The 26,922-nt window shown below is 70.6% G+C and carries 19 protein-coding genes; 14 read left to right on the top strand and 5 right to left on the bottom strand.

Annotation, left to right across the window (positions count from 1 at the left end):
- Positions 1 to 178: 178 nt before the first annotated feature.
- Positions 179 to 1,054 (top strand): cellulose-binding protein, encoded by an 876-nt coding sequence (locus ACFU53_RS18115; RefSeq protein WP_383992769.1) that lies wholly within the window; start codon positions 179 to 181, stop codon positions 1,052 to 1,054.
- Between the two features lie 112 nt (positions 1,055 to 1,166).
- On the opposite strand, the gene ACFU53_RS18110 is transcribed toward ACFU53_RS18115, so the two are convergent.
- Both ACFU53_RS18110 and ACFU53_RS18105 read right to left on the bottom strand, forming a co-directional pair.
- Entirely contained in the window at positions 1,167 to 2,750 is a 1,584-nt protein-coding gene (locus ACFU53_RS18110; protein ID WP_383992786.1) for a cation acetate symporter, read from the bottom strand.
- Positions 2,751 to 2,836: 86 nt separating this feature from the next.
- Positions 2,837 to 3,304 (bottom strand): DUF485 domain-containing protein, encoded by a 468-nt coding sequence (locus ACFU53_RS18105; protein WP_383992764.1) that lies wholly within the window; start codon positions 3,302 to 3,304, stop codon positions 2,837 to 2,839.
- Positions 3,305 to 3,746: 442 nt separating this feature from the next.
- Here ACFU53_RS18105 and ACFU53_RS18100 point away from each other — a divergent pair, with 442 nt between their 5' ends.
- Positions 3,747 to 4,136 (top strand): hypothetical protein, encoded by a 390-nt coding sequence (locus ACFU53_RS18100; RefSeq protein WP_383992761.1) that lies wholly within the window; start codon positions 3,747 to 3,749, stop codon positions 4,134 to 4,136.
- Positions 4,137 to 4,201: 65 nt separating this feature from the next.
- On the opposite strand, the gene ACFU53_RS18095 is transcribed toward ACFU53_RS18100, so the two are convergent.
- Positions 4,202 to 5,698 carry an MFS transporter gene (locus ACFU53_RS18095; protein WP_383992783.1) on the bottom strand — a complete coding sequence of 499 codons (1,497 nt, stop codon included), beginning with the start codon at positions 5,696 to 5,698 and terminating at the stop codon, positions 4,202 to 4,204.
- A 426-nt stretch (positions 5,699 to 6,124) separates the two neighbouring features.
- Here ACFU53_RS18095 and ACFU53_RS18090 point away from each other — a divergent pair, with 426 nt between their 5' ends.
- A complete protein-coding gene (locus tag ACFU53_RS18090) occupies positions 6,125 to 6,913 on the top strand; it encodes an ABC transporter ATP-binding protein (protein WP_383992758.1) in 789 nt (262 codons plus the stop codon).
- A complete protein-coding gene (locus ACFU53_RS18085) occupies positions 6,910 to 9,489 on the top strand; it encodes an ABC transporter permease (RefSeq protein WP_383992755.1) in 2,580 nt (859 codons plus the stop codon). The genes ACFU53_RS18090 and ACFU53_RS18085 overlap by 4 nt, the downstream gene beginning before the upstream one ends.
- Positions 9,490 to 9,598: 109 nt before the next feature.
- Here the strand turns inward: ACFU53_RS18085 and ACFU53_RS18080 are convergent, their stop codons facing one another.
- Entirely contained in the window at positions 9,599 to 11,050 is a 1,452-nt protein-coding gene (locus ACFU53_RS18080; protein WP_383992753.1) for a DUF2079 domain-containing protein, read from the bottom strand.
- A 426-nt stretch (positions 11,051 to 11,476) separates the two neighbouring features.
- Here ACFU53_RS18080 and mfd point away from each other — a divergent pair, with 426 nt between their 5' ends.
- Together mfd and ACFU53_RS18070 are read left to right on the top strand one after the other, a co-directional pair.
- The gene (gene mfd, locus ACFU53_RS18075) at positions 11,477 to 15,010 is read left to right on the top strand and encodes a transcription-repair coupling factor (protein WP_383992750.1); all 3,534 of its coding nucleotides are present in this window, start codon (positions 11,477 to 11,479) and stop codon (positions 15,008 to 15,010) included.
- 426 nt (positions 15,011 to 15,436) lie between these two features.
- Positions 15,437 to 16,159 carry an HNH endonuclease family protein gene (locus ACFU53_RS18070; protein ID WP_383992747.1) on the top strand — a complete coding sequence of 241 codons (723 nt, stop codon included), beginning with the start codon at positions 15,437 to 15,439 and terminating at the stop codon, positions 16,157 to 16,159.
- Positions 16,160 to 16,203: 44 nt separating this feature from the next.
- Here ACFU53_RS18070 and ACFU53_RS18065 read toward each other — a convergent pair whose 3' ends face one another.
- A complete protein-coding gene (locus tag ACFU53_RS18065; protein ID WP_383992744.1) occupies positions 16,204 to 16,941 on the bottom strand; it encodes a hypothetical protein in 738 nt (245 codons plus the stop codon).
- A gap of 543 nt (positions 16,942 to 17,484) precedes the next feature.
- Here ACFU53_RS18065 and ACFU53_RS18060 point away from each other — a divergent pair.
- From ACFU53_RS18060 to ACFU53_RS18025, 8 genes are all read left to right on the top strand, one after another.
- On the top strand, positions 17,485 to 19,512 hold the full coding sequence (locus ACFU53_RS18060) for an N-6 DNA methylase (RefSeq protein ID WP_383992741.1): 2,028 nt from the start codon (positions 17,485 to 17,487) through the stop codon (positions 19,510 to 19,512).
- A gap of 208 nt (positions 19,513 to 19,720) precedes the next feature.
- Positions 19,721 to 20,338 carry a hypothetical protein gene (locus ACFU53_RS18055; RefSeq protein WP_383992739.1) on the top strand — a complete coding sequence of 206 codons (618 nt, stop codon included), beginning with the start codon at positions 19,721 to 19,723 and terminating at the stop codon, positions 20,336 to 20,338.
- Positions 20,339 to 20,382: 44 nt separating this feature from the next.
- A complete protein-coding gene (locus ACFU53_RS18050; RefSeq protein ID WP_383992780.1) occupies positions 20,383 to 21,876 on the top strand; it encodes a protein kinase in 1,494 nt (497 codons plus the stop codon).
- A gap of 137 nt (positions 21,877 to 22,013) precedes the next feature.
- Positions 22,014 to 22,928: a glycoside hydrolase domain-containing protein gene (locus tag ACFU53_RS18045; RefSeq protein ID WP_383992736.1), complete on the top strand. Its 915-nt coding sequence runs from the start codon at positions 22,014 to 22,016 to the stop codon at positions 22,926 to 22,928.
- A 220-nt stretch (positions 22,929 to 23,148) separates the two neighbouring features.
- Positions 23,149 to 23,820, top strand: a complete 672-nt coding sequence (locus ACFU53_RS18040; RefSeq protein ID WP_383992733.1) for a SurA N-terminal domain-containing protein — start codon at positions 23,149 to 23,151, stop codon at positions 23,818 to 23,820.
- Positions 23,821 to 23,889: 69 nt separating this feature from the next.
- Complete coding sequence (locus ACFU53_RS18035; RefSeq protein ID WP_383992729.1) at positions 23,890 to 24,981, top strand: nucleoside triphosphate pyrophosphohydrolase; 1,092 nt, start codon at positions 23,890 to 23,892, stop codon at positions 24,979 to 24,981.
- A gap of 9 nt (positions 24,982 to 24,990) precedes the next feature.
- Positions 24,991 to 25,536, top strand: coding sequence for a hypothetical protein (locus tag ACFU53_RS18030; RefSeq protein ID WP_383992727.1), 546 nt, complete (start codon positions 24,991 to 24,993; stop codon positions 25,534 to 25,536).
- The gene (locus tag ACFU53_RS18025) at positions 25,533 to 26,840 is read left to right on the top strand and encodes a cytochrome P450 (protein WP_383992724.1); all 1,308 of its coding nucleotides are present in this window, start codon (positions 25,533 to 25,535) and stop codon (positions 26,838 to 26,840) included. The genes ACFU53_RS18030 and ACFU53_RS18025 overlap by 4 nt, the downstream gene beginning before the upstream one ends.
- Positions 26,841 to 26,922 lie beyond the last annotated feature (82 nt).

Genomic DNA, 26,922 nt, shown 5'->3' with positions numbered 1-26,922 from the left:
GACCGGGCCGGGCCCTTCCGTGTGCCCGCTCCGTGCCCGCTTCCTGTGCTCGATCCCTACGTTCGCCGCCTCTCCCGTGACCCACGCACGGAGTGTCGCGTTATGAACATTTCTGCCCGATACATCAAGATGTGCGCGAAATCATCATTTCGTGCGCGTCCGGCGGAGAGGGACCAGCATGAGCAGCGCACCGACGGCACCCCATGAGTTCGAGTTCGACGTCGTACGGCGTGGCTACCGCCTCGACGAGGTCGACGCCCACACGGCGGCCCTCTCGCGGGACCGGGACGCCGCGTGGGAGCGGGCCGCCCGGCTGACCGTGCTGGCCCGGGAGATGGGCGCGGAACTCGCCCGGCTGCGCGAGACGGTCGCCGGGCTGACCCCGCAGACGTACGAGGCGCTCGGCGAACGCGCCCGGCAACTGTACGAACTCGGTGTCGAGGAGGCCACGGCCGTCCGCGAGGGCGGGCGTCACGAGGCCCGGCGGCTCGTGGCCGAGGCGGAGGAGGCCGGGCTGCGGCTGCGGGGTGACGCGCAGGCGTACGCCGACGAGCTGCGCGGCGAGGCCGACGAGCGGGCCCGGCACCGGTTGCTGGCCGCCCAGGCCGAGGCCGACGAGCTGCGGATCGAGGCCCGGCGCGGGGTGAAGGAGGGGCGGGGCGAGGCGTTGGCCGCGCTGCGGGAGATGCGGGAGCGGACCGAGGGGATGCTCGCCGACCTCGACAAGGAGTACGACGAGCGGGTGGCCGCCATCGAGCGGGAGGTCGCCGAACGGGCGGCCGCGTTCGATGCCGGGCAGGCCGAACGGGCCGCTCGGGCGGAGGCGGAGCTTCTCGAGGCCGAGCGGGGCCTCGCGGACGCGGAGGCGGCCGCGGCGCGGATGCAGGACGAGGCCGAGGACCGTGCCGCCGAGGCGATCGCGGAGGCTCGGCGGCGGGAGGAGTGGGTGGCCCGGGAGACCGAGAGGGTGTTGCGGGACCACGGGGAGAGGTGGGACGGGGTTCGGGCGCAGATGGACTGCATCCGGGACAGTCTCTCGGCGCTCACGGACTAGGGCGCGTTTTCGGGTGCGGGTGCGGGTGTGTGGGGGCTGGTCACTCCCACGCGGCCGAGCCGCATATCGACACGGCCCCGCGCCCCTGAAAAGACCCACGGCCCGGCAGTCTTCAGTTCTCCCTCCTCACCGCGCCCGCCAGGATCCAGCCCTCCACCGCCTCGTACTGCTTGCGTTGTTCGTCTGCCTTGGTGCGGCCGGAGAGGAGGGTGCCGAGCCAGCCGGCGAGGAAGCCCAGAGGGATGGAGACCAGGCCGGTCGTGGTGAAGGGGAACCAGTTGAAGTCGGCTCGTGGGAAGGCGGAGTGGGGGGAACCGGAGACGAGGTTGGTGCCGGTCATGAGGACGAGGACGGAGAGGGTGCCGCCGATGAGCGTGCACATGAGGCCGGTTCGGGTGTAGCGGCGCCAGAAGAGGCCGTAGACGAGGGCGGGGGCGATCGCGGAGGCGCCGAGGCAGAAGGAGAGGGTGACCAGGGGCTGGAGGTTGCGCTGCTGGACCATCGTGGCGAGGACGATCGCGGCGGTGCCGACCGCGCAGGCCGAGAGCCTGGCGATGGTCATCTCACGGCGCGGGGTGAGGGGTTTGGTGGCCCGGGCCGCGAAGACGTCGTGGGCGAGGGAGTTGGCGCAGGCGAGGATCATGCCGGCCACGGAGGCGAGGAGGGTCAGGAAGACCGCCGTCGTGACCGTGGTGAAGAGCAGGGTCTCCGCCGTGGACACCTCCGCCCCGAACGCCGCCATCGAGCCCAGCAGATAGGCCGTGTTGCCCTGCGGGTCGGCCGCCGCGATCACCTCGCGGCCGATCAGGGCCGTCGCGCCGAAGCCGATCACCGAGATGATCAGGACGAAGAGGGCGACGGAGGGGACCGCCCAGGACAGTGAGCGACGGACCTGACGGGCGCTGTTCGCCGTGTACATGCGCATGGTGACGTGGGGGAGGCAGGCGCCGCCGAGGACGACCGTCAACTGGGCGCTGATCATGTCGAGTTCGGGGTGCGGGCCGCCCGCGAACTGCAGCCCGGAGTGGAGGTAGCCGGTGCCGATGCCGCTCTTGTCGGCCGCCGCGCCGAGCAGCAGGCCGGGGTCCCAGTCGAACTTGTTCAGGATCAGCACGGCGACCAGTGCGCCCGAGCCGAGCAGCATCACGATCTTGATGATCTGGATGAGGGCGGTGCCCTTCATGCCGCCGATCGCCGCGTAGCCGATCATCAGCGCGCCGACGACCACCACGACACCGGTCTTCAGGCTGTCGCTGGAGAAGCCGAGGACGAACGCCAGCAGGTCGCCGGTGCCCGCCAGTTGGACCAGCATCATCGGCATCAGCGCGGCGATCGTGACGACGCAGGCGGTGATGCGTACGCACCGGCCGGGCATCCGCCGGGCCAGCGCGTCGCCCATCGTGAACCGGCCCGCGTTGCGCAGGGGTTCGGCCAGCAGGAACATCAGCAGCATCAGGGACAGGGCCGTACTGAGGGCGAGGACGACACCGTCGTAGCCGAAGAGGGCGATCACTCCGCCGGTGCCCAGCACCGTCGCCGCCGAGATGTAGTCGCCCGCGATGGCGAGGCCGTTGCGCATGGGGGAGAGCGAGCTGTAGCCGGTGTAGAACTCGTCGAGGTCGTCCCGGTCCGGGCCCGTCATCACGCACAGCAGCAGCGTGATCGTGGCGACCGCCGTGAAACCGACGAGCGACATCGCCTGGGCCGACCCGCTGAACTCGGCGAGGCCGCCGACGGCTGTCGTCGAGGGGGCGGTGGATGCCGTCGGGGAGATGGTGAATGTCATTGCGTGGCTCCCCGCCTCGGGTCCTGCCGCGCGTCCCGTTTCGCGTCGACGGCCGCCAGGTCGCGTATGCGGTCGGCCAGGGGGTCGACCCGGTGGCGCGCGGTGTGCTCGTACAGCCAGATGGCCAGGCATGTCACCGGCAGCTGCAGCAGACCGAGCAGCAGGCCCGTGGAGAGTCCGCCGCTGACCTCGCTCGTCATGAACGACGGGGCGAACGCCGACAGGACGAGGAAGAGCACGAAGTAGCCCAGCGCGGTCAGCGTCGCCACCCGCCGCTGCCAGCGGTACGCGCTCCGCAGCACCCGCAGGTCGCTGTGGTGGCCGAGGGGGGCGGTGCGGGCGGACCGGGGGGCCGGGACCGCGACCGGTTCCTGGGGTGCCCAGGGGTAGGTCTGGTACGAGGGGGACGAGGTGTGCGGCGGGTACGGCGGTTGGTGCGGGGGTGACGAGAAAGCGTCGGTCATCCCTTGGTCTCCTTGCGCGGCTCGGGTCCGGTGTGGACCGCAGGGAGCGGGGGGCGGGCGTGAACGTTACTCGTGGGTTCGGCGGTGCGCGAGACTTTCGACAAACTGATCGGTCGGTATGCGCTTACTTGGAGGATCTGGCGCTGACCTGGGGTGTTACCCCGATTAACTCAGATTTTTGAACGAGGGTCAGGAGCGCTCTGTGGGCGTGCTGTGAGCAGAGTGTGAGATGCCGCCTCACGGATCGCCACTTGGTCGACCCCAAAAGGCAGCGGTTGTCCGCCGAGACACCGCCGGCATCACGCTCTACCCGGGCGAGACCTGGGCGAGACTGAGCTGAGGTCATCAGCGTTGGGGCGATCCCAGGAGCGCATCGAGGACGGGCGTATCGACCCGGACACGGAGATCCGTATCGATGTCTACGGCGGGGAGTAGTGCTCTGATGTCCATGATTCGTTCGACCGACCCCGACTTCCGCGTGTGTCAGATCGGTTTCGACACGCTGATCGAGATCCAGTTGGAGGCGGAGCACCGAGGCTTCGCGACCCGGTGGACCTCGGTGGACGCACTCCGCAGCCAGGTCGAGGAGGGCAGTGTCCTGCTTCAGTCGTTGATGCGCGAGAGCCGGGGAGGGGCCGTCCGGGCCTATCGATGCCTCCTGTTGTTCTCGGCCATGGACGACTCAGGTGTCGGCGGGACTGCCACGATCGATATCGAGCCGACGAGGTTCGCATCGCTGGAACGGCTCGACCGGGACCCGGACGTCCGCAAGGCCCTGGCCCGGGTGTTCTCTCTTGCGACGGGCGGGATTTCGATGATCTCGAAGACATAGCGATCAGGTCGATCCGCTGACGAGAGGGCCCTGCCGGGCGTGTTCCGGCAGGGCCCGCTCGCGTGTCAGTGCTCCTCGAGTACCGGAAACCTCCGCGGCGCCACCAGCAGCAGCACCACGAACGCCACCGTCGCCGCGCACGCCGCGCCCAGGTAGACGGCGTGGACCGCGTCCGCGACCGCGCGGCGGACCGGTTCCGCGGCCGTGCCGGCGTCGAGGGAGTGGGTGACGGCGTCGAGGTCGCCCGCGCCGCCGAGGCGGGAGGCCAGGACGCCGTTGGCGACCGCGCCGAAGACCGCGGCGCCCAGGGTCTGGCCGGTCTGGCGGCAGAAGAGGATCGAGGCCGTGGCGGTGCCGCGTTCGGACCATTCGACGCTGGACTGGACACCGATGATCAGGGGGAGTTGGAAGAGGCCCAGCGCGGCGCCCAGCAGGAGCATCAGCAGCATCGGCTGCCAGGCCTCGCCCGGGTAGGGGAGGAGCGGGAAGGCGAAGAGGAGGGCCGCCGCCGCGGCGATGCCCAGCATCGCCGTGTTCCGGAAGCCGATACGGCGGTAGACGTGCTGGCTGAGGGCGGCCGACACCGGCCAGCTCAACGTCCAGATGGAGACCACGAACCCGGCGGCCACCGGCGCCAGGCCCAGCACCGACTGTGCGTAGGTCGCGAGGAAGACCGTCGGCGCGACCATCAGCAGGCCCAGCGCGCCGAGCGCCAGGTTCACCGCCGCGATCGAGCGGCGGCGCCACACCCAGCCGGGGATGATCGGTTCGGCGGCCCGGCGTTCGATGAGTACCACCACGGCGATCAGGGCGACTCCCGTACCCAGCAGACTGATCGAGGGCCAGGAGAGCCAGTCCCAGGCCACCCCGCCCTGCACCAGCGCCATCAGCAAGGCCCCGCCGCTGGTGAAGATGGTCAGGGCGCCCGCCCAGTCCACCCGGGGGCGGCCCGTCGACTCCCGCCGGGGCTCGTGCAGATGACGGACCAGCAGCCACAACGCCACCGCGCCGAGCGGGAGGTTGATGAGGAAGATCCAGCGCCAGTCCGCGTACGAGGCCAGGGCGCCGCCCACCCCGGGGCCCGCCACCGCCGACACCGCCCACACCGTGGACAGCTTCGACTGGATCTTGGGGCGCTCCTTCAGGGGGTAGAGATCGGCGGCGAGGGTCTGGACCGTGCCCTGCAGCGCTCCGCCGCCCAGGCCCTGGATGACACGGAAGGCGATCAGTGAGCCCATGTTCCAGGCCAGCGCGCAGAGCAGGGAGCCCAGCAGGAACAGGGCGGCGCCCACGATGAGGACCGGGTTGCGGCCGAAGGTGTCGGAGAGCTTGCCGTAGACGGGGAGGGTGACGGTGACGGCGAGCAGATAGCCGGAGAAGAGCCAGGAGAAGACGGAGAAGCCGCCGAGGTCGGCGACGATCTGCGGCACGGCGGTCGAGACGATCGTGGAGTCCATCGCGGCCAGGCCCATGGCCAGCATGAGAGCGGCGGTGACCGCTTTTCGTCTGCCGGATCCGGTGTGCTGTGCCGAGTCGCGTATCGCGGGGCGTATGTCGCCCACCGAATTGTCGCCCACCGGATGCCTTCCCCTTGCACCTATCTGCCGCCGACCACCATGCCATTGACCCTCACGCCACGGGAGGGTGCAGCCTGGTCGCACCGAGGGAGGAGGCGAACCCCGAGACCGTCTCCTCCTGGCGGGCGAGATCCCTTAGGGGTACCTCCGTACTACGGCTGGGGGTGGGTTCGTACCGCCGGAGGACGAGAGGGGACGCCTCCCGTCCTTAACCTGGCTTTACGCCGCTGGGGGGCGGTGGACCGGACCCATGGGGGTGGGGTTTTCCCCAGCAGAAGACTGCGCTGGGCACCAGCGCGCCGGACCCCTTCCGGGGGCCAGACTCATCGACGTACCGCTTCGCACGTCAGTGACGCACCACTTCGAACTTCTTCGACAGCGGCATCCGCTGACCGACTTAGGAGACATACCGTGACATCGGCTGTGACCATCACCAGGCACGGGGGTACTGGAGGGACTACGGCCGTTGCCGCGCGGGCGCGGCAGGTCGTGAAGGCGTACGGGTCCGGTGAGACCCGTGTCGTCGCCCTCGATCAGGTGGATGTGGACATCGCGCGGGGACAGTTCACCGCGATCATGGGTCCCTCGGGGTCCGGCAAGTCCACCCTCATGCACTGCCTCGCCGGACTCGACAACGTGACGTCGGGTCAGATCTACCTCGACGACACCGAGATCACCGGGCTCAAGGACAAGAAGCTCACGCAGCTGCGCCGGGACCGGATCGGGTTCATCTTCCAGGCGTACAACCTGCTGCCCACGCTGAACGCGATAGAGAACATCACCCTGCCCATGGACATCGCCGGGCGGAAGCCGAACAAGGAGTGGCTGGGGCGGGTCGTCGACACCGTCGGCCTGAGCGACCGGCTCAAGCACCGGCCCACCCAGCTCTCCGGCGGCCAGCAGCAGCGCGTCGCCGTGGCCCGGGCGCTGGCCGCCCGGCCGGAGATCATCTTCGGCGACGAGCCGACCGGCAACCTGGACTCGCGGGCCGGCGCCGAGGTCCTGGGCTTCCTGCGCAGGTCGGTCGACGAGCTGGGCCAGACCATCGTGATGGTCACCCACGACCCGGTGGCCGCCTCGTACGCGGACCGGGTGCTGTACCTGGCCGACGGCCGCATCGTCGACGAGATGTACAAGCCGACCGCCGACGCCGTGCTGGACCGCATGAAGGACTTCGACGCGCGGGGACGTACGTCATGAGCGTCATGAAGACCTCGATGCGCAACTTCTTCGCGCACAAGGGACGGATGGCGCTGTCGGCCATCGCGGTCATGCTGTCGGTGGCGTTCGTGACGGGGACCCTGGTCTTCACCGACACGATGGGTACGACGTTCGACAAGCTGTTCGCGGCCACCTCCTCCGACGTCACGGTCAGCGCCAAGGGCGCCTCGGACAGCGGTGAGACGCAGTCCGACAACGGCAAGCCGCCGGTCATGCCCGCGTCCGTCGTCGACAAGGTGGGCGGCGCGGACGGCGTGAAGTCGGCCGAGGGGACCGTCTTCACGACCTCGGTCACCGTCGTCGACGGCGACAAGGACAGCCTCTCGCCCACCAGCGGCGCCCCGACCATCGTCGGCAACTGGAACGCCAACGACGCCCGGACCATGAAGATCTCGTCCGGCAACGCGCCACGCGGTCCCGACCAGATCGTGGTCGACGCGGACACCGCCGACAAGCACGACCTGAAGCTCGGCGACGCGATCGGTGTGATCACGGCGGTCGGCACGCACGAGGCGAAGGTCTCCGGCATCGCCGAGTTCCAGGTCACCAACCCGGGCGCCGCGATCTTCTACCTCGACACCGCCACCGCCCAGAAGACCCTCGTCGGCGAGACCGGTGTGTACACCAATGTCAACATCACCGCCGCAGCCGGTTTCACCGACGCGCAGGTGAAGAAGAGCGTCTCCGCCGAACTGGGCGGCGCCTACAAGGTGCAGACCGCCAAGGAGATCGCGGACGCCAACGCCAAGGACGTCGGCGAGTTCATGGGCGTGATGAAGTACGCGATGCTCGGCTTCGCCGGGATCGCCTTCCTCGTCGGCATCTTCCTGATCATCAACACCTTCTCGATGCTGGTCGCCCAGCGGACCCGCGAGATCGGCCTCATGCGGGCCATCGGCTCCAGCCGCGGCCAGGTCAACCGGTCGGTCCTCGTCGAGGCGCTGCTCCTCGGCGTCTTCGGCTCCATCCTCGGCGTCGCCGGCGGCGTGGGCCTCGCCATCGGCCTGATGAAGCTGATGAGCGCCACCGGCATGAACCTGTCCACCGACGACCTCACCATCGCCTGGACCACCCCGGCGGTCGGCCTGCTCCTCGGCATCGTCGTCACCGTCCTCGCCGCGTACGTGCCCGCCCGGCGCGCCGGCAAGGTCTCCCCGATGGCCGCCCTGCGCGACGCCGGCGCCCCGCTGGACGCCAAGGCCGGCATCGTACGGGCCGTGATCGGCCTGCTCCTGACCGGCGCCGGCGGCTACTGCCTGTATCTGGCGGCCGCCGCCGACAAGGCGAGCGAGGGCTCGATGTGGCTGGGCGGCGGGGTCGTCCTGTCCCTCATCGGCTTCGTCGTCATCGGCCCGCTGCTCGCCGGCGCCGTGGTGAAGGTGCTGGGCGCGGTCGTCCTGCGGGCCTTCGGACCCGTAGGCCGGATGGCCGAGCGCAACGCACTGCGCAACCCCCGCCGTACGGGGGCCACGGGCGCCGCCCTGATGATCGGTCTCGCCCTGGTCGCCTGTCTGTCGGTCGTCGGCTCCTCCATGGTCGCCTCGGCCACCGAGCAGCTCGACAAGACGGTCGGCACGGACTTCATCATCCAGTCCGACACCGGCCAGCTGATCACCCCGCAGGCCGTCGAGGCCGCGCGCTCCGCCGAGGGCGTCAAGAGCCTCACCCAGTACAAGTGGACCGAGGCCGATTTCACCACCCCCGACGGCAAGACGCTCGAGAAGACGGCCATCACCGCCGCCGACCCGAGCTACGCCACCGACCTCGCCACCGAGGTCGTCGCGGGCAAGCTGCCGGACGCCTACAAGCCCGACTCGATGTCCGTCCACGAGAAGTTCGCCGAGGACCACGGCATCGAACTCGGCTCCAAGATCGCCGTCGACTTCAGGGACGGCTCCACGGCCGACCTGACCGTCCGCGCGATCACCAGCAGCGACGTCGTCATCGACGCCGGGGCCATGTACACCTCCATCGACACGATGGCCAAGTACGTCCCCGCCGACAAGATGCCCCTCGACCAGCTGCTCTTCGCCTCGGCGAAGGACGGCCAGGACGCGGCCGCGTACAAGTCCCTCAAGGACGCGCTGCACGACTACCCGCAGTACGAGGTCCGCGACCAGACCGACTACAAGGAAGCACTCAAGGGCCAGATCGACCAGCTCCTCAACATGATCTACGGCCTGCTCGCCCTCGCGATCATCGTCGCGATCCTGGGCGTCGTGAACACGCTGGCCCTGTCGGTCGTCGAGCGGACGCGCGAGATCGGTCTGATGCGGGCCATCGGCCTCTCCCGCCGCCAGCTGCGCCGCATGATCCGCCTGGAGTCGGTCGTCATCGCCCTCTTCGGCGCGCTGCTCGGCCTGGGGCTGGGCATGGGCTGGGGCGCCACCGCCCAGCAGCTCCTCGCCCTGGAGGGCCTGAAGGTCCTCGACATCCCATGGCCGACGATCATCGGGGTCTTCATCGGCTCGGCCTTCGTGGGCCTGTTCGCCGCGCTGGTGCCGGCGTTCCGGGCGGGCCGCATGAACGTACTGAACGCGATCGCCACCGAGTAGCCACCGAGTGGCCGTCGGCCACTGGGCACGGGGGAAACCGGGGGAGAGCCCGGCGTCGGGAAGCGGAGGCTTCCGGGCGCCGGGCTCCACCCGTCTCAGGAGGACGCGTTCAGAGGGTCGTGTCTTCGGGGGACGTACGTTCCAGCAGCACGTACCCCTGGATGACGCCCCGCAGCACGTACTCGTCCCGCGGATGCAGCTGACGGGCGAACCCGGGGACGTCCTTCACCCAGCGCGAGGAGTTGTTGAAGACGATGTAGTCGGGGGCGAGGCCCTTGGTCCGGCCCATCCAGAAGACGCGGCAGCGGGAGGTCAGCCGGGTGATGGGGCCGATGTTGGACTCGACGGTGGCCCCGTCGGGAATGGTGTCCAGCAGTCTCTCCACGGCCCTGACCTCGGCCGGGACACGATAGGCGGCGGCCTCGGTCAGGGTGCCCAGCGGCAGCGCGGTCGTCAGCGCGAGCGAGGCCGCGAGGACGGCGGCGGGCAGATGGAAGGTGTACGAGCGCAGCCACGGGCGGGAGCTGTGGCGGGCGGCGGGGAGCGCGTCGACGAGCGCGAGGGTGACGATCGGCATCAGTACGGCGCTGTAGTGCCACGCCGTGCCCCAGTAGTGGTGGTCGGAGGAGACGAACCGCCAGCCCAGGGTGGGGAGGACGGCGAGGAGGATCGGCGAGCGCAGGGCGAGCAGTCCGCTGGTCGGGATGAGTAGCCAGAGGACGGTGCGGATCTTGGTGTCCACTCCGTCGAGGGGGCCGGAGCCGCCGACCTTGGTCAGGTAGTCGGAGGAACCGGCGGTGTTGAAGGCCGGGATGATCATGGTGAAGGTGAGCAGCGTGGCGGCCGCGCCGAACGACGCGACCGCGAGGGCGTACGGCACCACCCGGGACGCGCCGTGCCGCCGGGCCCGTATCGCGACGACGGCCGCGATGACCGCCAGCGTCAGCCCCTGGTCCTCCTTGACCAGCACCAACGGGAGCCCCCAGAGCAGCGCCGCACGCCACCGTTGCCGTAGCAGCGCCTCCAGGGAGAACGCGATCAGCGGAACCGCGAAACAGATCTCGTGGAAGTCGAAGTCCACGGCGTTCTGCAGCCCCCACGACAGCCCGTACGCCACCCCGAGCGCGAGCCCTCGCGCCCGCCCCAACAGGCGCGCCGCCGCCCGCGTCACCGGCACCGCCGACAGCGCGAACAGCGCCGCCTGCGCGACGAGCAGCGTCACGGGTGAGGGGAACACCCGGTAGAACGGCGCGAGCAGTACGGTGACCGGGCTGAAGTGATCCCCGAGAACGCTGTACCCCGGCCCCTTCAGCTCGACGATCGGCGCCTGGAAGTGCGCGTACGCCCGCACCGTCTGCTCGAAGATCCCCAGGTCGTACGAACGGGTCCCCATCCGCCGGTACCGCCCGATCGACACCGCCGCGTACGCGACGAACAGCACGACCGCCAGCACGTACGGCTCGCGCCGCTCGGATGGGAAACGCCGGTCACGGGCCGGGGGAGAGACCGATGCCGTGACCGGCGACGGTATGAGCGCCGGGGGCTGGGTCGTTGGGGGCATCGGCACTCGCGTTCGGTCTGGGACAGGTGAGAGGTGCCCTAAAGATTAGGCGCGCCCTCATCGAAGGGGCGCAGCCCCTGCTCTTCAGGGGCGCGGGGAACTGCACGACAAGCCACGACGCTCCCGCACGCTCAAACGCTCAAACGCTCAAACGCACAGGGCCCGGGGTCGAAGGGGCAGCGTCCCTGGATGGGGGCACCTGCCGCTCGGGCGAAGCCGGGAGTGGGGGAGGGACGGGTAGGGCCGGCGGGGGTGAGACCAAGGTTGTCCACAGCCCCCACACCGCGCGTCGTACCCTGGACACCCCCGGCCCGTCACACGAGTCCGGGCGTTCGTGTTGCCCCAGCAGCCCCAAGCCGTAGCCCCACAGCCAGCCCCCAAGCCAGTAGCCCCACACCTTGCCCACCCGGACGGGAAACGCCCCGAATGAGCCTCCACGGTCTGCTAGACGCCGTAGTCAAGGACGCCCCCCTCGCGGAGGCGATCAGGGCGGCAGCCGACGGCCGCCGCACCCACATCGACCTGGTGGGCCCCCCGGCGGCCCGCCCCTTCGCGGTGGCCGCCCTCACGCGGGACTCCGGCCGCCCCGTACTCGCCGTGACGGCGACGGGCCGCGAGGCCGAGGATCTGGCGGCGGCCCTGCGCTCGCTGCTCCCCCCGGACGGCGTCGTGGAGTACCCGGCCTGGGAGACGCTCCCGCACGAGCGCCTCAGCCCGCGCAGCGACACCGTAGGCCGCCGCCTCGCCGTACTGCGCCGCCTGACCCACCCGCGCCCGGACGACCCGGAGACCGGCCCGGTCTCGGTGGTCGTCGCCCCGGTCCGCTCGGTCCTCCAGCCCCAGGTCAAGGGCCTCGGAGACCTGGAACCGGTCGCCCTGCGCACGGGCGAGACGGCCGACCTGAACCGTACGGTCGAGGCCCTGGCGGCAGCCGCGTACTCCCGCGTCGAACTCGTCGAGAAGCGTGGCGAGTTCGCCGTACGCGGCGGCATCCTGGATGTCTTCCCGCCGACCGAGGAGCACCCCCTCCGGGTGGAGTTCTGGGGCGACGACGTCGAGGAGATCCGGTACTTCAAGGTCGCCGACCAGCGCTCCCTGGAGGTCGCCGCACACGGCCTGTGGGCGCCGCCCTGCCGTGAGCTCCTCCTCACCGACGACGTACGCGCCCGCGCGCGTGCCCTCGCCGAGCGCCATCCGGAGCTGGGTGAACTCCTCAACAAGATCGCCGAGGGTATCGCCGTCGAAGGGATGGAATCCCTCGCTCCGGTCCTCGTCGACGACATGGAACTGCTGATCGACGTCATGCCGAAGGGCGCCATGGCGATCGTGTGCGACCCGGAGCGGGTGCGGACGCGGGCGGCGGATCTGGTGGCCACCTCGCAGGAGTTCCTGCAGGCGTCCTGGGCGGCGACCGCCGGTGGCGGCGAGGCGCCCATCGACGTCGGCGCGGCCTCCCTCCGGTCCATCGCGGACGTCCGCGACCGGGCCCGTGAGCTGGACATGATGTGGTGGTCGGTGTCGCCGTTCGCGGCCGACGAGGAGCTCGACGCGGGCACCCTCAAGCTGGGCATGCACGCCCCCGAGACCTATCGCGGTGACACCGCGAAGGCCCTCGCCGACACCAAGGGCTGGCTCGCCGACGGCTGGCGCACGGTGTTCGTGACCGAGGCGCACGGCCCGGCCGCCCGCACGGTCGAGGTGCTCGGCGGCGAGGGCATCGCGGCCCGTCTGGAGGCCGAACTGGGACAGATCTCCCCGTCGGTCGTGCATGTGGCGTGCGGCTCGATCGACTACGGCTTCATCGACCCGTCCCTGAAGCTGGCGGTCCTCACCGAGACCGACCTCACCGGGCAGAAGGCGGCCGGCAAGGACGGCGCCCGGATGCCCGCCCGGCGCCGCAAGACCATCGACCCGCTCACCCTCGAACCGGGCGACTACATCGTCCACGAGCAGCACGGTGTCGGCCGCTACATCGAGATGGTCCAGCGGACCGTGCAGGGCGCGACCCGTGAGTACCTGGTCGTCGAGTACGCCCCCGCCAAGCGCGGCCAGCCCGGCGACCGCCTCTACATCCCGACGGACCAGCTGGAACAGATCACCAAGTACGTCGGTGGCGAGGCCCCGACCCTGCACCGCCTGGGCGGCGCCGACTGGACGAAGACCAAGGCGCGGGCGAAGAAGGCGGTCAAGGAGATCGCCGCCGACCTCATCAGGCTCTACAGCGCGCGGATGGCGGCGCCCGGCCACGCGTTCGGGGCGGACACGCCCTGGCAGCGGGAGCTGGAGGACGCCTTCCCGTACGCGGAGACGCCCGACCAGCTGACGACGATCGCCGAGGTCAAGGAGGACATGGAGAAGACGGTCCCCATGGACCGCCTGATCTGCGGCGACGTCGGCTACGGCAAGACGGAGATCGCGGTCCGGGCCGCCTTCAAGGCAGTCCAGGACGGCAAGCAGGTGGCCGTGCTGGTCCCGACGACCCTCCTGGTCCAGCAGCACTTCGGCACGTTCAGCGAGCGGTACTCGCAGTTCCCGGTGAACGTGCGGGCCCTGTCCCGCTTCCAGACGGACACCGATGCCAAGGGCACGCTGGAGGGCCTGCGCGAGGGCGCGGTCGACATCGTCATCGGCACCCACCGCCTCTTCTCGTCCGAGACCAGGTTCAAGGACCTGGGGCTGGTCATCGTCGACGAGGAGCAGCGGTTCGGCGTCGAACACAAGGAGCAGCTGAAGAAGCTCCGCGCGAACGTGGACGTGCTGACGATGTCCGCGACGCCGATCCCGCGAACCCTGGAGATGGCGGTGACCGGCATCCGCGAGATGTCGACGATCACCACCCCGCCGGAGGAGCGCCACCCGGTGCTCACCTTCGTCGGCCCGTACGAGGAGAGGCAGATCGGCGCGGCCATCCGCCGCGAACTGCTGCGCGAGGGCCAGGTCTTCTACATCCACAACCGGGTGGAGTCGATCGACCGCGCGGCTTCCCGGCTGCGCGAGATCGTCCCGGAGGCGCGCATCGCGACGGCCCACGGCCAGATGTCGGAACAGGCCCTGGAACAGGTCGTCGTCGACTTCTGGGAGAAGAAGTTCGACGTCCTCGTGTCCACGACGATCGTGGAGTCGGGTATCGACATCTCGAACGCGAACACGCTGATCGTGGAGCGGGGAGACACCTTCGGCCTGTCGCAGTTGCACCAGCTGAGAGGCCGGGTCGGCCGAGGCCGCGAACGGGGTTACGCGTACTTCCTGTACCCGCCCGAGAAGCCCCTGACGGAAACCGCTCACGAGCGCCTCGCGACCATCGCCCAGCACACGGAGATGGGCGCGGGCATGTACGTGGCGATGAAGGACCTGGAGATCCGGGGCGCGGGCAATCTGCTGGGCGGCGAACAGTCCGGTCACATCGCGGGCGTCGGCTTCGACCTGTACGTCCGCATGGTCGGCGAGGCCGTCGCGGACTACCGGCGGCAGCTGGAGACCGGGGAGATCGAGGAGGAGCCGCCGCTCGACGTCAAGATCGAGCTGCCGGTCGACGCGCACGTCCCGCACGACTACGCGCCGGGCGAGCGGCTGCGGTTGCAGGCGTACCGGGCGATCGCCTCCGTCAACACCGAGGCCGACATCGCCGCGGTGCGCGAGGAACTCGTCGACCGCTACGGCAAGTTGCCCGAGCCGGTGGAGAACCTGCTGCTCGTCGCCGGCCTGCGCATGCTCGCCCGGGCCTGCGGCGTCGGCGACATCGTCCTCCAGGGTGCCAACATCCGCTTCGCCCCGGTGGAGTTGCGGGAGTCCCAGGAGCTCCGCCTCAAGCGCCTGTACCCGGGCACGGTCATCAAGCCGGCCGCCCACCAGGTGCTGGTGCCCCGCCCGAAGACGGCGAAGGTGGGCGGGAAGCCGCTGGTCGGCCGGGATCTGCTGGGGTGGACCGGGGAGTTCCTGGCTTCGATTCTGGGGTCGTAGCGGGCGCGGTTGTCGTGGATGCCCCCTCCTGGACCAGTAGGCCGGGAGGGTCAGGGCGAGGGCGGTCCGGGCAGCGGACGACACGCGCAGCCGGTGGGTGTAACGGGCATGTCCGGCCCCCGCCCGCTCCGCGCCCTGGACCGGATGCGGCGACGCTCCGCGTCGCGACACCCGGATGCGATCCCTCCCCGGCGTGAACGACGGGGCCTCCTCACAGGAAACAGGTGAACGACTTCTGGCGATTCCTGGCGGATTTCCTTCGAGTGCTCACCCGCTCGCCCCCGGAGATACGCCCGGTGTGCACCTGATGCCTGCCGGGTGCCGGTCTGGCCGTATCCGGCGGCCGCTACGGTGTTGACCAGGTAGGACCGGGGAACCCGCGCAGGACCGCGTAAGAGCAGTACAGGCAGAGGAAAGAGGTGTCGCGTGGTGCGTCTGAGGGGTGGGGTCGCCGCCGTCGCTCTGGTGCTGGTCGCCGCGACCGGCTGCGAACTGGACAACACGGGTGGCTCGGCCGGACCGCAGGAGAACCCCGGCGGGGGCGGCGGCGCCGCGTTCGCCGCCGCGGAGGCGCTGACCGTCAAGGGGCGGGCGCCCAAGACCAATTACGACCGCGGTGAGTTCGGCAGCCCCTGGGCCGACACGGACTCCAACAGCTGCGACACCCGCGACGACGTACTCAAACGCGACCTGGAAGACGTGAAGTTCCGGGACGACGACTGCACGGTGGCCTCCGGCGTGCTCGACCCGGACCCGTACACCGGCGGGGACGTGCCGTACGTCCGGGGCCGCAGCAAGATCGACGTGGACCACATCGTGGCCCTCTCCGACGCCTGGCAGAAGGGCGCCCAGCAATGGGACGACAGCAAGCGCATAGCCCTGGCCAACGACCCGCTCAACCTCCTCGCGGTCGACTCGAGCACCAATCGCAGCAAGGGCGACGGTGACACGGCGACCTGGCTCCCGCCCAACAAGGCGTACCGCTGCACCTATGTGGCCGCTCAGGTCGCCGTGAAGGCGAAGTACGGCCTCTGGGTCACCTCCGCCGAACAGGCCGCCATGAAGCGCGTCCTGACCACCTGCCCCGAGCAGAAACTCCCCACCGGCGGCAACCCGACGAAGGCCCCGGCCCGCTTCCACGCGGACTGAGGCCTTCGCGGTGCCGCCCTGCGGGGAGGGTGCGGGGAGGTGCGTCAGCTGAAGTCCTCGTCCAGGTCGATGACCTTGCCCTTGGGAGCCTCGGCCGGAACCGGCTTGTCGTAGTCGGTGAAGACGAGGTCGCCGGGCTCGTTGGCGGACTTGCTCACGACCCGCAGGAGGTACGGCTTGCCCTCGGTGGCGACGTACAGGGTGTATCGGTCCTTGCCGTCCTTCTCGTCGAGGAGGATCGCGGGGGTGCCGTCGACCTCGGAGGTCTTGCCGCGCGTGGCGTCGGAGTTCACGTCCTCGAAGTCGGCGAGGACGGTGTCGAGGTCGCAGAAGCTCGCCATGTCCTTGGAGTCCTCGGCGGTCGCGGACGTCTTGGTCCACTTGCCGGCGAGCATGTCGACGACCATGTCGGCCTCCTCCTTGGAGGAGTCCTTCGACTGGGCGCGCAGGAACGCTTCGTCGTACTTCATGTAGATGGTGTCGCCGACCTTGATCAGCTCGGCCTCGCCCTCGCCGTTCATGCTCAGCGTGCCGGCGCAGTCGCCCTTCTTGTTCATCGCCATGTCCATCTGGACCGTGCCGCCGTCGGACTTGTCCTGGACCTCGCCCTTCATCCGGAGCGAGTCGGCGTCCGAGGTGGTCTTCACGGCCTTGTCGGCGATCTCGCCGCCGGTCAGCCCGGCGAACGGGCCGTCGGCGTTGTCCTCGCCGGGCAGACAGCCGGTGAGCGAGAAGGTGGCAGCGGTGGCGATGCAGAGAGCGGCGAGTGCGGTGCGACGCATGGGAGTTCCCCCCTGGGAATCGAATGAGTGAGATGAGCGGTGCTGCCGCGCGGGTCGTCGGTGAGCGGTGCGCGTCAGTACGTGCGGGTGCCGGCCTGTTCGCCGGCGGAGTCGGTGTCGCCCGCCGGTGGGGCCGGCCTGTGAACCTCGGTGACATGTGAGACGGCGGTTCTCTCGGCGGTGGTGCCGTGACTGTTCACAAAGGCCTTGAAGCGGGTCGGCTGAACCGCTGCCGTTCTCGGTGGTGTCACCGCTCCCGGCGTTCGTCGAGACCACACCGATGACGAGGAGACCGACCGCTGCGTACGCCGCGAGCTGGGCTTCATTCCCCTGGCCATGCTCCTCCCCCCGGTTGTGACAGCGCAGCCGACGTGTGACCACCCGGATCGGGTGGTCCGTTGTTCGATGAGTCAATGACAGCAGAGCTTGTGAACCGAGTCAACGCGATTCACAAGATTGAGTGTGTACACGATGTGTATGGGTAGATCTTGCGTGCGTCGGTATGCTCGACGCCACAGACCAGGTACGAGGGGAGCCGGGCGCGTGCAGGGGAACGGGACAGAGGTCACCGCCGCGGACATCGCGCGGCTCGCCGGGGTGGGTCGCGCCGCCGTCAGCAACTGGCGCCGACGCCACGCCGACTTCCCCAAACCGGTCGGCGGCACCGAGACCAGCCCGGCCTTCGCGCTCAGCGAGGTCGAGGAGTGGCTGCGCAACCAGGGCAAGCTCGCCGAGGTGCCTCTCAAGGAGCGCGTCTGGCAGCAGGTCACCGGCCACCCGGAGGGCCCCGTCACCGCCCTGGTGCACGCGGGCTGCGCCCTGCTGTACCTCCACGACCGGCCCCTGGCCTGGCTGGAGTTGAGCGCCTGCCCCGACGACGAGCAGCTGGCCCTACTCCTGCCCGACCCGCTCCGTGAGGTCCTCACCCCACGCTTCGGTTCGGTCCACGAGCCCGCCGTGCCCGCCACGACACCCGCCGAGTTCCTGCCCTCGATCCCGCTGCTGCGCGGCGCCACCGAGCTCGCGGCCGACCTGGGAGCGCGGCAGACCTTCGAGTTCCTGCTCGCCCGGCACCTCGACGCCAACCCACGCCAATACACGCTCACTCCGGGCGAACTCGCCGAGCTGATGGCCGAACTCGCCGGGCCCGCCCGCTCGGTGCTCGACCCGGCCTGCGGCACCGGCGCCCTCCTGCGTGCCGTCGCCGCCCGCCCGGACCAGGAGCTGTACGGCCAGGACAGCTCCCGCGAACTGGCCGCCCTCACCGCGCTCCGCCTCGCCCTGCGCACCAAGAGCACCGTCCGCACCGCCCCGGGGGACAGCCTCCGCACGGACGCCTACGAGCACCTCAGGGCCGAGGCCGTCCTGTGCCACCCGCCGTTCAACGAGCGCAACTGGGGCCACGACGAACTCGCCTACGACCCGCGCTGGGAGTACGGCTTCCCGGCCCGTACCGAATCCGAACTCGCCTGGGTGCAGCACGCGCTGGCCCGCCTGGAGGACGGCGGCACCGCCGTCCTGCTGATGCCTCCTGCCGCCGCGAGCCGCCGCTCGGGGCGCCGTATCCGCGCCGACCTGCTGCGCCGGGGCGCCCTGCGCGCCGTGATCGCCCTGCCGGTCGGCGCGGCACCCCCGTACAACATCCCACTGCACCTGTGGGTGCTGCGCCGGCCCGGGAAGGCGTCCGTGCCGCCCGCGTTGCTGCTCGTCGACACCGGGCGGCTCGTGCCCGAGGGGCGGAGCGGGTTCGACTGGGCGGCGGTGCGCACCGCCGTGCTCGACGCCTGGCGGCCCTTCGACCGGGCGGGCGAGGTGGCGGAGCGGCCGGGGCTCAGCCGTTCGGTGCCGGTCATCGAACTGCTCGACGACGACGTGGACCTGGCCCCCGCCCGGCATCTGCCGCCCCCGGCGGCGGGCGGCGGCGCCGAGGAGCTGACCGCAGTACGCGAACGCCTCGGCGAGACCCTCCGCCTGACCGCCGACCTCACACCCCCGCTCGCCGCGGAGGCACGGCCCGCGCGCTGGCCGCTCACCACGGTCGGCGAACTCGCGCGCGGGGGAGCCCTGGTGCTGCGCACGGGCGGGCACGGCCCCCACACGCGCGTGCTCACCGATCACGACGTCCTGGCCGGCACGGCACCCTCGGGAACCCTGCCGGAGAGCGGCGAGGACCCCGTGCTCGTGGAGCCCGGCGACGTCGTCGTCCCCGTCCTCGGCGGCGGCGGGGTCGCGCGCGTGATCGACGAGGAGACCGCGGGCGCCGCCCTCGGCCGCAACCTCACGCTGCTGCGCCCGGACCGGGCCGCGCTCGACGCGTGGTTCGTCGCCGGTTTCCTGCGCGGCAGCGCCAACAGCCGCCAGGCCAGCAGCTACGCCTCCACCGCGACCCGCCTCGACGTACGCCGCCTCCAACTGCCCCGGCTCCCCCTGGACCAGCAGCGCCGCTACGGCGAACGGTTCCGTGCCCTCGCCGCCTTCGAGGACACCCTCCGCCAGGCCGGCCGCCTCGGCGAACGCCTGGTGCGCGGCATGTACGACGGACTGACGGACGGTACGGTCGCCCCGGACTGAGCCCGCGGACAGCACGGTCGCGGCGGCCCGACACCGCGAACTCCCCCTACGATCACGTCTACCGGACGGAACCGCTCCGCCTACGGCGGCGTGACCAGCACTGCGGTACTACAACGGTTGTCCACAACCCTGGACCTCATGTCGTGGTCGACCGATACCCTCGGGACGACATCGTAAGTCCGCTCTCACCAGGCCCTCAGGAGCAGCCATGCAAGGCCACGGCTATGCGCCGACACCGCCCCCCGGCCCCGACCAAGGGGGCCAGGTCACACTCCGTGTGATCTTCGTGGTGGTCGCCGTCATGAGCTGTGGCCTGCTCGCCTGGGCCTGCCTGCTGCGGCTCGCCTCGGTGACCCGCAGGCCCCGCGACTGGTGGCTGTTCGCTCTGGCGATAGTCCACATCATCGTGACGCTCTACATCATCGGCACGGACCCGGGCGAGGAGGAGTTCACCACCTGGAAGGGCGACGTCGGCATGTCGCTGCTCCTCGGCGGACTCGCGGCGATCGTCGCGTACTACCTGTACGCGGACATACGTCACTTCAGCCGCTCCCGGACGGCCCCGCCGTCGCCGTACGCCCAGACCACGGCGTACTCGCAGCAGACCGGGTACAGCTACCCGCCGGTCCAGGTCCCCCAGCCCTACACCCCCGCCCCGCCGGTCCCGCAGCCGCCCGTCCAGCCGCAGCACTCGCAGCCGCAGCCCCCGCCGCAGCCCCAGTCGGCGCCGGAGCCGCAGCGCCCCGGGCCCGCCCGCATAGACCAGGTGCGCGCCGAGCTCGACGAGCTCAGTGACTATCTCCGCAATCACGAAGGTGACCGGTGATCCAGGGACAGGGCGCCGGACGCCTGATCACCGGCCGCTACGAACTGTCCACGATCATCGGACAGGGCGGCATGGGCCAGGTCTGGACGGCGTACGACCAGCGCCTCGACCGGCGCGTTGCGGTGAAGCTGCTGCGCCCGGACAAGGTCGCGGGCCAGGAGGCCGACGAGCTGCGTCGCCGCTTCGTGCGCGAGTGCCGCGTCACGGCCCAGGTCGACCACCCCGGCCTGGTGACCGTGCACGACGCGGGCAGCGAGGGCGAGGAGCTGTTCCTCGTCATGCAGTACGTCGACGGGGCCGACCTCGCCGACCACCTCGCCGAGCACGACCCGTACCCGTGGCAGTGGACCGTCTCGGTCGCCGCCCAGCTGTGCGCCGTGCTGTCCGCGGTGCACGCGGTGCCGATCATCCACCGCGACCTCAAGCCGCGGAACGTCATGGTCAAGCAGGACGGCACGGTCACCGTCCTCGACCTCGGCGTCGCCTCCGTGATGGACACCGACACCACCCGCCTGACCCACACCGGTTCGCCGATCGGCAGCCCCGCGTACATGGCCCCCGAACAGGCCATGGGCGGCGCGGTGGGCCCGTACACCGACCTGTACGCCCTCGGTGTGCTGATACACGAACTGCTCAGCGGCAACGTCCCGTTCACGGGCTCCACGGCCCTCGGCGTCCTCCACCGCCACCTCTACGAGCCGCCGGTCCCCGTCCGTCGACTGCGCCCCGAGGTGCCCGAGAACCTGGAGGCCCTGGTCCTCCGGCTGCTCTCCAAGGACCCGCAGCACCGCCCGTCCTCCGCGCAGGAGACGTACGAGCAACTGCTCCCGCTGCTGCCCGCGCGCGGTATGCCCACCGGCTCCCCGCTCGACCCCACGCGCCCCTTCCTGCGCCCGCACGCCCCCTGGCCGGACCGCGCCCGTATACCCGCGCCGCAGCCGTCCGCCGCGCCCGACGCCGCGCCCGCGGCCGACAAGCCCGACGTGGCGGGCGCCGTCGACGAGGTCAAGAGGCTCCTCGGCGAGGGCCGCATCACCCAGGCCGTCGACATCCTCGGCGCCATCCTCCCGGCCGCCGCCGCCCAGCACGGCGAGCACTCACCCGTCGTCCGCACCCTGCGCAAGCAGTACGCGGCCACCCTCATGGACGACGGCCAGTACCGCCGCGCCCTGCCCGAGCTGCGCCGCCTCGCCGACGAGCGCGCCACCGAGGCCGGCCAGGCCGACCCCCAGGCACTGCGCTTCCGCTACGACTCCGCCCAGTGCCTCGAACAACTCGGCGAACCGGCCGCGGCCCTCGCCGAGTACCGCTCCCTGCTGCCGTACTACGAGAACCAGTACGTCGGCGGTGACCCCGAACTCTCCCTCGACGTCCGCCGCCGCATAGGCCACCTCCTCCTCGCCCTCGGCGACCGCGGCGCCGCCCACGAGACCCTGGGCCGCCTGCTGCTCGACGTGGAACGACTGCGGGGGCCGGGCCATCCGCTGGCGGGCGAGGTCCGGCGCACGCTGCAGTGGCTGGGGCAGGTGCGCGGCTGAGGCCGACCCAGGCGGCGGATCGCATGTTTTGCGCCACCTTGGCCGAAGTTTGCCAGGGCCGAGAGGCGGGGTTTCCCGAACACGGAGACGACACCGCTTAGCTGTGCGCACACAACGATCAAGGGGTGGGGCCACTCATGTCCGACAACCAGTCGAGCCACCGTCAATCCGGCAAGGCGAGCCACCGTCAGTCCGGCACGGCCGGCCACCGGCAGTCCGGCACGGCCGGCCACCGGCAGTCCAGGAAGCGCAGATACATCGCCTGGACCGCCGCCGGTGCCGCCGTCCTCGCCGGAGCCGGGCTCGCCGCGCAGAACTCCCTGGCCACGACCACCGCCTGGCCCACCGCCAAGGTCTACACGGGCCGCGCCTTCGACACCTGCACGGCACCCTCCCCGGCCGCGATGAAGGCCTGGAAGGGCGGCCTCTACGGCGCGGCGGCCGTCTACGTCGGCGGCAAGAACCGCGGCTGCTCCCAGCCCAACCTCACCGCCTCCTGGGTGAAGGCCGTCAACACCCTCGGCTGGAAGCTCGTCCCGCTCTACGTCGGCGCCCAGCCGCCCTGCCAGACCGGTTCCAGCCCCGAGGTGATCACCGCGTCGACCGCCGCCTCCCAGGGCGCCGCCGACGGAGCTGACGCCGTCGCCAAAGCCGCCGCCCTCGGCATGAAGCCGGGCAGCGCGCTCTACCTCGACATGGAGGCGTACGACACCACGAACACGGCCTGCAACAACGCCGTCCTCACCTACATCCGCTCCTGGCACAAGGCACTCGAAGCCAAGCAGTACCGCTCCGGCTTCTACGGCTTCAGCAGCTCCAGCGCCAAGGCCGTCGCCACCGCCACCGACCGCACGAACCTGCCGGGCAACCTCTGGTACGCCAAGTGGGACAAGGTCAACACGACCACCACCGACTGGCCCTTCGACCCGAAGCTGTACACCGGGCACCACCGCGCCCACCAGTACATGGTCAACAGCAAGGAGACCCGCGGCGGCTACACGATCACCGTGGACCGCAACGCGTGGGACGCCCCGGTGGCGATCGTGGGGTGAATCGGGCGACGACCACCGCCCGACGCCGGGCGGGCATCCGCGCCGTGCCGCGGTCGGAGCGGCCGTGGCTGCGGGCCGGTGGTGGCACGGTCCCGGTGCGACGGTGCCCGAAGTCGACGTGAATCGTTGGTCGAATGGCTGGCCGAGAGCAGGGCCACTGCCTACCATCGATCACCGCAAGACTTTGTGCACCGCCGCACAATCTCCTCGGGAGGCCCACTTGCACCGCCGCCGTCGCACCGCGCTCCTCCTCTCCGCAGCGATCACCGCCGCGGCCCCGCTCCTCACCGCCTGCGGAAGTGATGCGCATCCCGGCGCGGCGGCCGTCGTCGGCGACGACCGGATCACGGTCGCGCAACTGGAGAACCGGGTGAACGAGGTGCGCACCGCCCAGCGCACCGCCAGCGTGGACCAGAACCAGTACCAGCAGGTCGTAGCCCAGAGCGGCGCCCTCACCCGCAACACCCTGAACGGCATGGTCCTGGAGAAGGTCCTCGACCAGGCACTCGAGGACGCCGGCGCGACCGTCACCCGCAAGGAAGTCCAGAAGTACCGTTCCGACCTGCAAGCGGAGGCCGGCGGCGCCGAGGCCCTGGAAACGGCCTACCTGCAGCGCTACAGCGTCGCCCCCGAACAGCTCGAGGAGAGCCTCCGCAGCGACGTCGAGGTCCAGAAACTCGCCGCCTCCCTCGGCGCCGACCTCAACACCCAGGAGGGTGGCATCGTCTTCTGGAAGGCCCTCTCGGAGGCTTCCAAGAAACTCGACGTGGACCTCAACCCCCGCTACGGCAGCTGGGGCGTCGACCCGACATCCGGCCGGGTCGGTCTGCTGGACGCCAAGACACCGTGGCTGAAGGAGGTCACCGGGACGGGGACGCAGGAGTCGGCGTAGCGGGGTGCCCGCGCCCCCAGCCTGTGGATAACTTCGGGGGTCGTCCGTGACGTGGGTTACGTTCGTGGGGTGAACGCACACCGCCCCGACGGCGCCCCCGCCACCACGACCCCCGAGACCACAGCCCCCGAGACCACGGACGCCACCCCTGGCCCCGGCCGAGTCGTCCTGCTCACCACCAGCCACCGTGTCGCGCCCGGCCTGCTCTCCTGGCCCGCGTGGCAGGCACTGCACGGGGCGGACCGCGTTCTCTGTGCGGACGAGGCACACCCCCAGCTGCCCTATCTCCGCGAGGCCGGCACAACGGTGGAGCAGGCGACCCCGACGGCCGAGGAACTGGTCGACGCCTGCGCCGGCGACCGCACGGTGCTCGTGGTGGCCACAGCCGAGGGCGAATCCCGCCTCACCGACGGCCTCGCCCGCCTCGCCGGCTCCGGCCGCGTCCGGATGCCGTCCCTGGAGCTCCTCCCCGCCTCCTACGACCTCCCCGGCGCCCGCCTCCTCGACCTCATCCAGGTCATGGACCGGATCCGCGCAGAATGCCCCTGGTCCTCCCAGCAGACCCACAAGGGCCTCGCCAAGTACGGCATCGAGGAAGCGTACGAACTCGTCGAGGCCATCGAGGAGGGCGACCGCGACGAACTCCGCGAGGAACTGGGCGATGTCCTCCTCCAGGTCGTCTTCCACGCCCGCATCGCCGAGGACGACCCCGACACCCCCTTCTCCATCGACGACGTGGCCGCAGGCATCATCACCAAGCTCATCCACCGCCACCCCCACGTCTTCGGCGACGCGACGGCCACGACGCCGGAGGAAGTCAAGGCGCACTGGCTCCGCACCAAGGCAGTCGAGAAGCAACGCGAGTCGGTCACCGACGGCGTACCCCTCGGCCAGCCCGGCCTGGCCCTGGCCGCCAAGCTCTCCTCCCGCGTCCGCACCGCAGGGCTCGACGTCCCGATACCCCCCGGCGACGACATCGGCTACGAACTTCTCACCCTCGCCGCCCACGCCGAGTCCGAGGGCATCGACCCGGAGGCGGCACTACGCGCGGCGGCCCGCGCGTACCGGGACGCGATCCGCGCCGTGGAAGGGGTGGGCACAGGGGCGAAGGCGAAGGCGAAGACGGACGAGGACACCGACGAGGAGAGCGACGAGGCCTGACTCGCTGGAATGCGGACGACCGACGGGACCCCGGACCTGTTCTGGGACGACGTGAAGGAGAACTTCGACCTTGAGCTGATGGGTTCGCTGCCTGACCTACACGTCTTGGACGCCTCGGCGGAGGACTGGCAAGCGCTCCTCGATCTCGTCGCACGGAGCGGCTGGAGGCACGAGTACATCGAAGGCACCACGACGTCGGCGCTGCCGAGAGCCGTGCGCATACTGGCGCGGCCACTCGACGCCGAATGCCCCCAGTTGAGGGTCTGGCCGACGGAGGACATGCTGGCGATCTTCCGCTTCTACTCGGACGAGGAGATCGACTTCGACGTGGCCCTGCTGGAGCTGCAGGGCCAGGACCGGCTCGACGCGTTCTGCGGCTTCCTGCGCTCCATCGGTCACCGCCTCGGCAAGCCGGTCCTGATGTGCCCGGAGGGCGCCGACGACTGTCCGGTACTGGGCTTCGACCCCGCGAGCGGCCGCGTCGTGCTCCTGCCTGACCGAGTACCGGGGACGGAGGCGGAGGCCCCGGAAAGGCCAGATACCGTCGACGAGTGACCAACCAGCCCGCATCCACCCCCGCCACCTCCCCGGGAACCGGCGCGCCCGATCTCTTCACTTGGGAGTTCGCCACCGACCCCTACCCGGCGTACGCCTGGCTCCGAGACCACGCCCCCGTCCACCGGACACGCCTCCCCAGTGGTGTGGAGGCCTGGCTGGTCACCCGCTACACCGATGCCAAGCAGGCCCTCGCCGACGGACGTCTCTCCAAGAACCCGGCGCATCACGACGAGCCCGCGCACGCCAAGGGGAAGACGGGTATCCCCGGTGAGCGCAAGGCCGAGTTGATGACGCATCTGCTGAACATCGATCCGCCGGATCACACCCGTCTCCGCCGCCTCGTCTCCAAGGCGTTCACTCCTCGCCGGGTCGCCGAGTTCGCCTCCCGGGTCCAAGAGCTGACCGATCACCTCATCGACCAGTTCGCGGACAAGGGCGAAGCCGATCTCATCCACGAGTTCGCCTTCCCCCTCCCCATCTACGCGATCTGCGACATGCTCGGCGTCCCCCGGGAGGATCAGGACGACTTCAGGGACTGGGCGGGGATGATGATCCGGCACGGCGGCGGCCCGCGTGGCGGTGTCGCGCGGTCGGTGAAGAAGATGCGCGGCTATCTTGGCGACCTCATCCGCCGCAAGCGAGAAGGCCTCACCGAGCACCCCGCCCCCGGCGAGGACCTCATCTCCGCGCTCATCCGCGCCTCCGACCACGGTGAGCACCTCACCGAGAACGAGGCCGCGGCGATGGCGTTCATCCTGCTGTTCGCCGGGTTCGAGACGACCGTCAACCTCATCGGGAACGGCACGTACGCCCTTCTCACCCATCCCGAGCAGCGCGCCCGTCTCCAGGCCTCCCTCGACGCCCAGGAGACCGCGCTGCTCGAAACCGGCGTCGAGGAACTCCTCCGCTACGACGGCCCCGTCGAGCTGGCCACCTGGCGCTTCGCGACCCAACCCCTCACCATCGGCGGGCAGGACATCGCCCCCGGCGACCCCGTCCTCGTCGTACTCGCGGCGGCCGACCGCGACCCGGCCCGCTTCGACGACCCCGACACCCTCGACCTCTCCCGCCGCGACAACCAGCACCTCGGCTACGGCCATGGCATCCACTACTGCCTGGGCGCCCCACTCGCCCGCCTCGAAGGCCAGACCGCGCTGGCGACGCTCCTCACCCGCCTCCCCGATCTGCGACTTGCAGTGGATTCAGCCGATTTGAGGTGGCGAGGAGGGCTCATCATGCGTGGATTGCGCACGCTTCCGGTGCAATTCACCCCGCAGGAGCGGCCCGTAAGCGGTCCGTAGCAGTACCCGGGCGGCCCGTAGCAGTACCCCATTCCGCGGCAGAAGATGACACTCCCTCAACTCTGTGATCTTCACGTGATCT

This window comes from Streptomyces sp. NPDC057474, assembly GCF_042802555.1.
Lineage (GTDB): Bacteria > Actinomycetota > Actinomycetes > Streptomycetales > Streptomycetaceae > Streptomyces.
The sequence above is the reverse complement of the archived record's forward strand: the minus strand, read 5'-3'. Positions and strand labels throughout refer to the sequence as shown.